This window comes from Mailhella massiliensis (assembly GCF_020741395.1).
GTDB lineage: Bacteria > Desulfobacterota > Desulfovibrionia > Desulfovibrionales > Desulfovibrionaceae > Mailhella > Mailhella massiliensis_A.
The window spans coordinates 1-11210 of sequence record NZ_DYZA01000032.1; the positions used below are offsets into that span (position 1 = coordinate 1).

The 11210-nt window shown below is 59.4% G+C and carries 8 protein-coding genes; 4 read left to right on the forward strand and 4 right to left on the reverse strand.

Annotated elements, in window-relative coordinates; genetic code table 11:
* Nucleotides 1-170 precede the first annotated feature (170 nt).
* The 3 genes from folD to efp form a co-directional block, all read right to left on the reverse strand.
* Entirely contained in the window at nt 171-1028 is an 858-nt protein-coding gene (gene folD / locus K8W16_RS01835; RefSeq protein WP_304120649.1) for a bifunctional methylenetetrahydrofolate dehydrogenase/methenyltetrahydrofolate cyclohydrolase FolD, read from the reverse strand.
* Between the two features lie 35 nt (nt 1029-1063).
* Complete coding sequence (locus K8W16_RS01840; RefSeq protein ID WP_304120651.1) at nt 1064-3889, reverse strand: DNA translocase FtsK; 2826 nt, start codon at nt 3887-3889, stop codon at nt 1064-1066.
* A gap of 134 nt (nt 3890-4023) precedes the next feature.
* Nucleotides 4024-4581: an elongation factor P gene (gene efp, locus K8W16_RS01845; protein WP_304120653.1), complete on the reverse strand. Its 558-nt coding sequence runs from the start codon at nt 4579-4581 to the stop codon at nt 4024-4026.
* A 218-nt stretch (nt 4582-4799) separates the two neighbouring features.
* Between efp and yihA the strand changes: the two genes are divergently transcribed.
* From yihA to K8W16_RS01865, 4 genes are all read left to right on the forward strand, one after another.
* The gene (yihA, locus tag K8W16_RS01850) at nt 4800-5465 is read left to right on the forward strand and encodes a ribosome biogenesis GTP-binding protein YihA/YsxC (RefSeq protein ID WP_304120655.1); all 666 of its coding nucleotides are present in this window, start codon (nt 4800-4802) and stop codon (nt 5463-5465) included.
* Between the two features lie 6 nt (nt 5466-5471).
* Nucleotides 5472-7778, forward strand: coding sequence for an ATP-dependent helicase (locus K8W16_RS01855; protein ID WP_304120657.1), 2307 nt, complete (start codon nt 5472-5474; stop codon nt 7776-7778).
* A complete protein-coding gene (thiL, locus tag K8W16_RS01860) occupies nt 7775-8791 on the forward strand; it encodes a thiamine-phosphate kinase (protein WP_304120659.1) in 1017 nt (338 codons plus the stop codon). Before K8W16_RS01855 ends, thiL begins: the two co-directional genes overlap by 4 nt.
* Before the next feature lie 124 nt (nt 8792-8915).
* Entirely contained in the window at nt 8916-9356 is a 441-nt protein-coding gene (locus tag K8W16_RS01865) for a methylglyoxal synthase (RefSeq protein WP_304120661.1), read from the forward strand.
* A gap of 92 nt (nt 9357-9448) precedes the next feature.
* Here K8W16_RS01865 and K8W16_RS01870 read toward each other — a convergent pair whose 3' ends face one another.
* Nucleotides 9449-10897 carry an aryl-sulfate sulfotransferase gene (locus K8W16_RS01870; protein WP_304120663.1) on the reverse strand — a complete coding sequence of 483 codons (1449 nt, stop codon included), beginning with the start codon at nt 10895-10897 and terminating at the stop codon, nt 9449-9451.
* Nucleotides 10898-11210 lie beyond the last annotated feature (313 nt).

Genomic DNA, 11210 nt, shown 5'->3' on the forward strand with positions numbered 1-11210 from the left:
GGTTCCTTTGTGTATAGATTTCGAGTCGAGACAACTGGTTATCTCACAAAGGAACCCCTTTTTTAACTTATTTAAAGGCTTCGCCTTTTTGGAACTCCCCGCATAGCGGGGAGTTTTCGGACTTAAAAAAACATCGCCCGGAGCAAAAGCCCCGGGCGACGAACGGCAGCCTACTTTTCCAGAAGCTTCCTTCTCCACGCCTTTTCGGTGTTGACCAGAAGCTGGGAAATTGTCATGGGCCCTATTCCCCCGGGCACGGGCGTAATGGCGGAGGCGAGCGGGGCCACGTTCTCATAGTCCACGTCGCCGCAGAGCCTGCCGTCTTCCCCGCGGTTGATACCCACGTCGATGATGACGGCCCCGGGCTTGACCATGTCGGCCGTGATGAAGCGGGGCCTGCCCAGGGCCGCGACGATGATATCGGCCTCACGGCACACGGCGGCAAGATCGGGCGTGCGGGAATGGCACATGGTCACAGTGGCGTTGTAGTCGCGGCTGCCCAGCATGAGAGCTATGGGGCGGCCCACAAGGTTGCTCCGGCCTATGACTACCGCCTTCTTGCCGCTCACGGAAATGCCGTACCGGTCGAGAATGGCCAGTATGCCCGCAGGCGTGCAGGGGCGGAGTCCCGGCACGTTCATGGCCACGCGGCCCTGATTCACGGCAGTAAGGCCGTCCACATCCTTCTCAGGGCTGATTGCGTCGATGCAGGGGCGGGCATCCAGCCCTTCGGGCAGAGGAAGCTGGAGCAGGATGCCGTCAATGGCCGGATCAGCGTTGAGGGAGGCAAGGAAATCCTCCAGCTCCTTCTGCGGCATGGAGGCGGGCTTGCGGTAGGAAGCCGTGTCGATGCCGGCTTCGGCGCAGGCTTTTTCCTTGTTGCGCACATAGACCTGAGAGGCGGGATCTTCCCCCACCAGTACTACGGCGAGGCAGGGGGCGCGCCCCGCCTTCTCCCTGTCCTTTTCTATCTTCTCACGCAGTGCGGCGCGTATGGCGGCCGCCGTGGCCTTGCCGTCGAGTATCATGGCAGTTCCTTTTCCGGCCTTGCCGGAAGCATGGGTTAGCGGTGGACGACGCTGCGCGGGCGTGTGCCGTCGGCCTGGCTGAGCAGTCCGTCCTTTTCCATCTGCTCCACAAAACGGGCCGCGCGGTTGAAGCCGATACGAAAACGCCTCTGGAGCAGGGAAATGGACACCTTGCCGTTGTCCAGCACGAACTGGATAGCCTCGGCATAGATGGGGTCGTCCACAATATCGTTGCCCCGGGAAGCAGGCTGTCCGAAATCCTCTGAACCTTCCTCGGCGGCGTCGCTGCCGAATTCCGAGAAATCTATCTTGTAATTCGGCGCCTGCTGCCTCTTCCAGTATTCCACCACAGCGGACACTTCCTCATCGCTCACAAAAGCTCCGTGCAGGCGCTGTATCATGCCTCCGTTGGGCTTGAAAAGCATGTCGCCCATACCGAGCAGCTTTTCCGCACCCGCACCGTCGAGAATGGTGCGCGAATCCTGCCCGCTCGTTACCTTGAAGGCGATACGGCAGGGGAAGTTTGCCTTGATGATGCCCGTCACAACATCCACGCTGGGCCGCTGGGTGGCGATGATGAGGTGTATGCCCGCCGCACGGGCCAGCTGCGCCAGGCGCACGATGCTGCCTTCCACTTCCTTGCGCTTCACCATCATGAGATCGGAAAGCTCGTCCACGATGATGACCAGGAAGGGCATGTTGGAAAGATCTTCCGGTTCCCCCGTTTCCGCATCCAGCGGCATGGAGCCCCCGGCCTCCACCTCTGCTCGCAGCCGGGCCTGGCGTTCGTTGTAGCCGGTGATATTGCGCACCTTCACCTTAGAGAACAGGGAAAGTCGACGATTCATTTCATCAATAGCCCAGAGAAGCGCATTCTTGGTGAGGTCCATATCCGTGACGACGGGATGCACGAGATGCGGCAGATCCGCATACATGGAAAGTTCCACGCGCTTGGGGTCCACCAGTATCATCTGCACCTCATCCGGCCTTGCGCGGTAAAGCAGACTGAGGATGATTGCGTTCAGGCACACGCTCTTGCCTGCACCCGTGGCGCCGGCCACCAGAAGATGAGGCATTTTTGCAAGGTCGGCGGAAACGGGCCTGCCCCCGGTATCCTTGCCCAAGGCCACGGTAAGGAGGGACTTTGCCTGTCGGAAGCTCTCGTTTTCCACGATTTCCCGGAAGTGCACGGTGGCGCGCTTCTCGTTGGGCACTTCCACGCCCACGGTATCCGTGCCCGGCACTGGGGCCTGCATGCGCACGGATACGGCCTTGAGCGACATGGCAAGGTCGTTGGCAAGATTGGTGATGCGCGTGGCCTTCACGCCGGGAGCTGGACGTACCTCGAACAGGGTAACTACGGGGCCGGGCGTGATGCGGGCCAGTGTGGCATGTACGTTGAAGTTTTTCAGGCAGGTGATGAGCGCTTCGCCCTGCCTCGTCAACGTAGCGCCGTCGGGCCGGCTTGCGAGGTCGTTTTCCGGAAGGGGAGAAAGCAGATCGAGCGGCGGCAGGGAAAGTTCCCTGCGCTTCGGCAGCGCCGGGGCCGGAGTTTCCGTCGTGGCGGAAGAGGCAGCCATGAAATCCTTCTGCATAGCCATGGCCCCTGCAACGGCGGTATCGACGGAGGCGTATTCCTCATCCTTCACCTCTTCCGTAAAGGAAGACTCGACGCATGCCTTCTCCCCGGTATGGGAAGAGGAAACGACCACGGCGGGAAAATCATCCTCTCTCAGAGAGGAGCGGGCGGAAAGGGCGGCGAGGGCGGACGGGCCGAGTTCTTCCTCTTCCGGCTCTTCCGTATGCTCTTCCTGCCCCTTGTCGCTTTCCTGAATGCAGGCAGTTTCCAGAGAGGAAAACTCCGCGACGGGCCTGCCTGCCGCACTCTCCACGGCAACGGGCTTTTCCATGGAAGCGTCGCCCACAGGGTCGTCCAACTCCAGAATGAACTCTTGCTCCTCTTTCGGGACGGAAGCCTCATGTGCCCGGGATTCTTCCTCCCACAATATCAAAGGAACGCTTTTTACCTCATCGGAAAGTTCATTCTTCCGCACTGCCGGCTCCTCCGCAAGGTGGAGAAAGCCACTTGCATTCTCTTCCTTCGGGCTTTCTTCCGGCTTCTTTGCTTCCGGGACGTCCTCATGCAGGTTCAAATCCAGAGCGGGATGCTCTTGCTCAGGCTCTTTCTTCTTTCTGCCCGCGATGATATCGAACACGACACGCGGGCGCGAAGCACCTTCCTTCTCTCTGCCGAGCTTTGCGGCAAGGCGCTTCAGGGAAGAGGGAACGTGCGGCACAGGCAGGTCGTAGGTGGTTCCGAAGGAGGGAATTTTCCTCATCACCCAGGCAATGAGGCGGGAAATGAGCGTCAGCCAGGAAATACTGAAGGAAAGCTCCATGGCGATGAGGAATACGAAAAGCCACAGCAGAAAAGAGCCGGAAGGACTGAAAAAAATCAGGGAAAGGGCCGAAAGCCACTGGCCCGTGATCCCGCCGCCGTGTATGCCGTGCACGGTGACGTCAAAAGCGGAGGAAGTGACGAGCACACAGGAAAAAAGCAGTACATAGCCCAGCCAGCGGTACCACTTGAGCACCAGCCAGCGCGAGACCAGCCCCGCGCCCACGGCCAGGAAGAAGACCACCCATAAAAAAGAGCCGACGCCGAAACTGTCCACCAGAAATCCGGCCAGATACGCGCCGAACAGGCCCGCCGCATTCTGTACGGACGAGGCCTGTATGCTCACGGCCTGATTGAAGGTCGGGTCACCGGCGTGATAGCTCCAGAGACTGAGCAGCATAAGCAGACCGCAGAAAAGAAAAAGCAGTCCGAGCAGTTCGCGTATCAGCCTGTGTCCGTACATTCATGATCCCCTTCATGCGTTGCGCACCTTTTGGGGAGCGCGCTTCCCCAAAGGCACTCTCGCAACCAAAAAAGAAAACGCTGCCGGAAGGGCGCGAAACGTCCTGCCGGCAGCGCAAAAGGAAAACGCTCGAATTAATCGCGGCCGAGATATTCGCGGGTGCGGGTATCGACCTTGACGCGATCCCCTTCATTCACGAAAATCGGCACCTGGATGACAACGCCGGTCTCCAGGGTGGCGGGCTTGGTCACGTTGGAAACGGTGTCGCCCTTCACGCCGGGCTCGGTCTTGGTCACCGTCATGACAAGGCTCACGGGCACTTCAATGTCGATGGGCTGACCGTTGTAGAGAAGCACGCGGCACTGCTGGGATTCCAGAAGCCAGTCGGCCTTGCCGTCGGTGTCGGCTTCGGGCAGGGAAATCTGCTCGTAAGTAGTCATGTCCATGAAGACAAGGTCGGTACCTTCGCGATACAGATACTGCATGTCGCGCTGCTCCATGTCGGGCTTGCCCACCTTTTCGCCGGAGCGGAAGGTGTTGTCCACCACGCGGCCGTTCAGGATGTTGCGCAGCTTGGTGCGCACCATGGCTCCGCCCTTGCCGGGCTTGAAGTGCTGGAACTCAACAATTTCATAGGGGGTGCCGTCGATCTCGATCTTCAGGCCGCGGCGAAAGTCAGTCGTGGAATACATGATGCCTCCAGGCGGAAATACGGTATTTTTATAAACATCCGAAACGGTCCGGCATGCGGCCCGCCAAGTTCCCTTATGGGAAAACCTGCCCCCCGCATCGCGGGGAGCCTCTGCGGAATATTTGCCTTTTCAGCCGGAGCAGGCTAATCTCGGCTCTTTCCGCAAAGCAAGATATATTGTCCGATAGAGGCTCACTTTGTCAACTCGCGAGGAGCGCCATGATCGACCTGTCCGCTGAAAAAAAGAAAAGGCCCGAACCCACGCTGGAGCTTCTGGCTACCCTGTACACGCTGGAGCAGCTGGAAGAAGCCTCGCACGACATGCCTCAGCTCGCCCTTGCCGGGCGCTCCAACGTGGGCAAATCCTCCCTTATCAACGCCCTCGCCCGGAGAAAAAAACTGGCCAAGGTCAGTTCCGAGCCGGGAAAAACGCGCTCCGTGAATCTTTTCAAGGTCAGCCCCGACGGCTTCTGCCTCACCGACCTTCCCGGCTACGGCTACGCCAGGCGCGGCCACGAGGAGCGGCGCAACTGGGCGGCGCTCATTCAAAAATATCTTGAACATACCCCCTCCCTGCGCGCTCTTGTCCTGCTCATCGACTGCCGCATCCCCACGCAGGAGTCCGACCGCGTCATGGCTGATTTCGCCCGCGCAAAAAATCTCCCCGTCATCGCCGTGCTCACCAAGGCGGACAAATGTACTCTGAAGGAACGCTCCGCCCAGCAGAAAACCTGGGAAAAAATACTCGGCGGAGAGAAACCCCTCGTCGTTTCGGCCATGACGCGCCTCGGCATGGAGGAACTGTGGGAGCGGCTTCGCGAAGCGGGCGCGCCTGCCCCGGAAATTCCCGCAGAACCTGAAAACGACGCCCCTGCCTGCGACTGATCAGCCATGCTCGATATATCTCATCTGAACGATGCCCAGAAAGAGGCCGTCACAGCGCCGGGAGGCCCCATGCTGGTCATTGCCGGCGCAGGTTCCGGTAAGACCCGCACCATCGTGTACCGCCTGGCCTGGCTTGCCGAGCAGGGGGTGGATCCCCGCTCCATGCTGCTTCTCACCTTCACGCGCAAGGCCTCGCAGGAAATGCTGCATCGGGCTGCAACCCTTCTTGATCATCAGCTCTTCGGCGTGCAGGGGGGGACCTTCCACAGCTTCGCTTTTTCCGTGCTGCGCCGCTGGGCTCCGGACTGGACGGGCGGCGCCCTCTCCGTCATGGACACCGCCGACAGCAGTTCCGCCATTCAAGCCTGCAAGGAAAACCTGGGCCTCGGCAAGGGCGACAGAAGTTTTCCCCGCACGCAGACCGTCATCAGCCTGCTCAGCAAGGCGCGGAACAAGGAAATGAGCCTTGAAGAAGTGCTCTCCCGCGAAGCGCAGCACCTTCTGCCCCACGCCTCCGATCTCATGAAACTCGGGGAGGCCTATAAAAACTACAAGCACGAACATGCCCTTCTGGACTACGACGACCTGCTCTTTGAACTGGAACAGCTCTTCATCGATAAGCCCGACCTTCTGGAAGCCCAGAAAATGCGCTTCAGCCATATCATGGTGGACGAGTACCAGGATACCAACAAGGTACAGGCGCGCCTTGTGCGCATGCTGGCCGGAAAGGACGGCAACATCATGGCCGTGGGCGACGACGCCCAGTCCATCTACGCCTTCCGCGGTGCAACGGTGCACAACATCCTCGATTTCCCCAAGCTGTTTCACAACACACGCATCATACGGCTGGAAGAGAACTACCGTTCCGTGCAGCCCGTGCTGGACGTGGCCAACAACCTGCTTTCCCACAGTTCGGAAGGTTACCGCAAACACCTTTTCTCCCGTCGGGAACTTCCTTCCGAAGCGGCCGTCACCCTGTACCGCCCACTGAGCGACCTGAGCCAGGCCCAGCTTGCCGCACGCCGCATCGAAGAGCTGCTCTCCTCCGTCCCTGCGCGGGAAATCGCCGTTCTGTTCCGCTCGGGATATCAGTCCTACCATCTGGAACTTGAGCTCAACAAGCGCGGCATAGGCTTTCGCAAGTACGGGGGGCTCCGCTACGCCGAGGCCGCCCATGTAAAGGATGTCATGGCGTTTGCCCGCCTGGTGAACAATCCGCTGGACCTGCCCTCCTTCGACCGCGTCGCCGCGCTCTCCCGGGGCATAGGGCCCAAAACCTCGCGCAAACTCTTCACCCTCGCCTGCGGAACCGACGAAAACGCGCTGAAAAAAGCCTCTTCCCGCTGGCCGGACTTTCAGGAAAATATGGCTCTCATCTCCTCTCTGCGCATGGAGCGTCCCCGCCCGGAAGAGGTCATAGGCCGCATCCTGGAGCATTACCGCCCGAAGATGGAAGAACTTTTCCCCGACGACTGGCCCCGCCGCCTTCAGGGACTGGAAGAAATGTCCACCATCGCCTCCTCCTACGACGACCTCCAGCTCTTTGTGGCCGACCTTTCCTTGGACAACCCTGAAGAAGCCCCGGAAGAAGAAGGTGAGGAAGACCGCATCACCCTTTCCACCGTACATTCCTCCAAGGGACTGGAGTGGTCGGCCGTGCTCATCATCGACCTGGTGGAAGACCGCTTTCCCTCCCGCCACGCCCTGGTGCGGCCTGAAGACTTCGAGGAGGAGCGCCGCCTCATGTATGTGGCCTGCACGCGCGCCAAGGATACGCTGGATCTTTTCTCGCCGCTCAGCATCTACAGCCGCTCCTCGGGCGACAGGGAGCCCGCCTCCCCCAGTCCCTTCGTGCGCGAACTTCCCCCGGACATGCTGGAAGAAGTATTTGAGAACTACGGCGGAATGCTGGCGAAAAGAAGAGTGCAGGAAACTCCTTCCGTGACAAGCTTCGGCGATGCCCCAAGACGGCGCGCATGGCATTTCGACAATGACGACGAAAAAGAAATGCTCAGGCGCAGAAACGACGGCTGGCCGCCCGTAGAGCGGGAGGACAGCTTCACGCCCCGCTCGCGCGAGGATGCGGACGACGCCTACATGGCCGCCGTGCGCGAAGCCGCAAGAAGCGGACGCGAGCTGGAAGAATCCCCGGAAGAGAAACCCGCCAGAAAGAAGCTCGGCTTCTGCCGGCACCGCCTCTTCGGCCGGGGCAAGATCGTGGAAGAGATCCCGCCGGACAAATACCGCGTCCATTTCCCGGGATTCGGGCTGAAAATCATCCTTGCCGACTACCTTACCCTGGAGCAGTCATGAAACCGGCCAGCGAAGACGATATCCTCGCCCTTGTCAACCGCTTCTTTCCCGTGGATCATCCCTCCCTTCTGCTGGGAAGGGGAGACGACTGCGCCGTGCTCCGCCCGGGTGCGCCCCTTGCCGTGAGCACGGATATCTTCGCGGAAGACGCGCATTTCCGCAGGCGCTACTTCACGCCCTACGACACGGGCTTCAAAGCCCTTGCCGTGAATATCAGCGACATAGGCGCGAGCGGAGCCTCTCCCTCGGGCATTTCCATAGGGCTTACTCTCACGGGAAAGGAGGACGAAGAGTGGCTTTCCGGCTTCTGCCGCGGCATGAAAGATCTGTGCGACCGCTTTTCCCTTGCCCTTTCCGGCGGCGATCTCGCGCGCTCCTCCCTTCTGAATGTCTGCGTCACAGCCTGGGGAGAGCTTCCGGAGGGCCTGCCTATGGGCCTTCGGCGAGGCATGGCGAAGGAAGGGGACATTGTTTTTCTTGTGGGTTCCGTGGGGCTTGCCCGCCTCGGACTGACGCTTCTGGAACAAGGATCCAATCCTGAAGAATGTGAAGACCTCAAGGCAATGTGGCCGGAGGCCTGCTCCGCACACCTTCGCCCCATGCCTCTCGCGAAAGAAGGCATGGCCCTTGCCCGCTTCGCCCTGCGCCATCACCTCGAAGAACGCCTCTCCCTCATGGATGTTTCCGACGGACTTGCCCGCGACCTGCCGCGCCTTCTCGCAAGGGGAAAAACAGGCCTCGGGGCGGATATCGTGCTTTCCCCGGAAGACCTTGCCCCGGAAATTCTGCGCTACGCCTCACAACACGGCATCACCGCCCCTGACTTTGCCTTTGAGGGCGGAGAAGATTACGCGCTTGTCGGGACATGCCCCTCGCCGCTCTGGCCGGAGCTGGCCCACGTCCTTTCCGGTTTTGCCGTCCCCTCCCTTCTGCTGGGAACGGTAGGTACAGGCCCAATCGCGCTCAACGGGCACCTCCCGGTGTCGGCGGGGTTCGACCATTTTTCCGGTTGAAAAGCAGACGGAAACATGATTGCCTTCATGAAGGCTTCACATTCTCTGCCTATGTTTACTGCAACACAGAAAGAAACATAATGAAAGCCGGAAGGCCCGGCCGGACAACAAAGCGAGGAAAAGCATGGAAAAGACCATGAGCGCCACCAAGCACATCGCCCTTATCGCCCACGACAACATGAAGGAAAGCCTCATTGAGTGGTGCGCCGAAAACAGCCAGATTCTGGCCCGACATTTTCTCTGCGGCACCGGCACCACGGCGCGCCTCATCAATGAACGCACAAGTCTTCCCGTCACTCCCTATCTGAGCGGCCCCCTCGGCGGCGATCAACAGATAGGCGCTCAGGTGGCGGAAGGCCATATCGATATCATCGTGTTCTTCTCCGATCCGCTCACGGCCCAGCCCCACGACCCGGACGTGAAGGCCCTGCTGCGCATCGCCCAGGTGTACGATATTCCCATCGCCAACAACCGCGCCACGGCCGACTTCATCATCACCTCTCCCCTGTTCAGCGGGCCCTACACCTACACGCCCCACAACCATTTTCCCGGAAAAAACAAGTAACCCGGCAACACTATAAAAAAGCGGCTTCTCTCCCGAACATCGGAGAGAGGCCGCTTTTTCATACCCGTACCATGCCCTTCCGGCAACACACGTTATTCCGTGGCTGCCACGCAGGTTCCGGCATTGGCAAAACCGTCGATAGCGCCTTCAATAACTATAGTTTCCTTCACGCCCAGAGGCGCGGCCCCGGGCACGCGGAAGGATGCGTTGTCAATGGGCTCAATGGCGGTCTCCACGGGCTTTTCCAGCTGGGGAACCCACTCGTAAGGGGCACGGTAGGCGCGATAGACGAAGTTCATCTTGCCGTTTTCCGCCGTGCGGTAGGGACAGAGGTATTCCCACACGATTTCATGTTCGCGCGTGACTTCGAACACTCTGCCGTCCGAACCTTCGGTGATGAGGGTGTTACCGTTGGGCAGACGCTGGGCGGAGCTGATGAAAGGGCTGTAAAAACGGCAGGCATCCAACGGCACCACGAAACCCGCTTCATGGGGCGTATACTGCCAGACGATTTCCAGATTCACAGGGTTGAATTCCAGCACGCGGGAGTAGTCGCGCAGGGCGGACTTGGTGCCGTCCTTCGCTCCGGGGTTCGGTGCGCCGTAACCGGCCCAGCCGCCGTTGTCGAACACAAGGATGTTGCCTTCGCCGGGCAGTCCGCGAGGGATCATGTGAGCATGATGCTGCCCGATGATCCAACCGAGCTTCTTCATTTCCGGCGTGGCGTTGTAGTCGGGCCCGACCTTCCAGACTATCTTGCCCGTCTCCTTGCTGATAATAAAAATAATGTTGGTCTCGCGGCCGTCCATGATGATGTTGTCGGGGTGGAAGCGCCCATCGCCGGCATCATACCACGGGTTCGGGCCGAGCACGGACATGGAATTGACGTGCATCCAGTCGCCCACGGCCGGGGAATCCTCCACCAGGCTGCCTCCGCGATAGTTGGGATTGCGGCACATGGCATTGCGCGCCTCCTCGGAAAACCCCATCTCCTCCACATGCTCGCTGCAGTGCCATTCCCAGATGATATCCCCTTCCCAGTTCACTTCATACACCACATCGTCCAGAAGGGGCTTGTCGGAAATAAAAGGAACATGCTCATCCTTATGGGCCAGGACAAGGGTGTTGCCTCCGTCAATGCGAGGCTCCATGCCGGGCACATAATACCCCACCGGGTTGCCCTCGCGCTGGAAGTCGTGGTGCTGACGGGCCATCCACTGCGGTTCTTCCCCGGGGTCGGTAATGAACTCGGCCTGATTCCACTGCCATTCTATACGGCCGTCGAAATCCACCTGAATAAGATCGCGTTGATCCTGAAGACCATACTTAGGATTACGCATGCCGGAACTGGCCACAAGGCGCCCCTGAGGAAACAGCTTCACGGGGAAACCGTGCAGGTTCTTCCACTTGCGGATTTCGTTGCCGTTCATGTCAATGAGCAGGGAGCCGTCGTTTTCCAGCGGGAGGACAGTATAGCCGCTCCACGCCTTTTCAGGCTTATACAAGGTAACGCCGGTAGGATAAATGGTGGGATAGCCCATACTTGCCTCCTTACACGCCCCAACGGGGCTCGTGGAACGGTTTCATGGCGCGTTTTTACGAAAGCGGGCTTTCCGCCCGGACAATGAGAAAACACCGCGCCTTTTACAAACATCCAGGGCAAAATGTCCTTAAAGATACTGTGGGGAGAGCTGACGCTCTTCCGCCGGAGCCATACTTGTCCCGCGGAGAAAGAAATCCGTCTTGTTCCTTTCTTCCCATGAAAAAAGCATAGCAGGAAAAATATTTTTTTATGTCTCTCATGCGACAATATCGCTTTTTTCCTTTTTCGAGAATATTTTTTTACATTACTTT

Excerpts from the sequence above, each read along its gene's own strand:
- folD (WP_304120649.1), bottom strand. The coding sequence starts at position 1,028 with ATGATACTCGACGGCAAGGCCACGGCGGCCGCCATACGCGCCGCACTG.
- K8W16_RS01840 (WP_304120651.1), bottom strand. The coding sequence starts at position 3,889 with ATGTACGGACACAGGCTGATACGCGAACTGCTCGGACTGCTTTTTCTT.
- K8W16_RS01855 (WP_304120657.1), top strand. The coding sequence starts at position 5,472 with ATGCTCGATATATCTCATCTGAACGATGCCCAGAAAGAGGCCGTCACA.
- efp (WP_304120653.1), bottom strand. The coding sequence starts at position 4,581 with ATGTATTCCACGACTGACTTTCGCCGCGGCCTGAAGATCGAGATCGAC.
- K8W16_RS01865 (WP_304120661.1), top strand. The coding sequence starts at position 8,916 with ATGGAAAAGACCATGAGCGCCACCAAGCACATCGCCCTTATCGCCCAC.
- yihA (WP_304120655.1), top strand. The coding sequence starts at position 4,800 with ATGATCGACCTGTCCGCTGAAAAAAAGAAAAGGCCCGAACCCACGCTG.
- thiL (WP_304120659.1), top strand. The coding sequence starts at position 7,775 with ATGAAACCGGCCAGCGAAGACGATATCCTCGCCCTTGTCAACCGCTTC.
- K8W16_RS01870 (WP_304120663.1), bottom strand. The coding sequence starts at position 10,897 with ATGGGCTATCCCACCATTTATCCTACCGGCGTTACCTTGTATAAGCCT.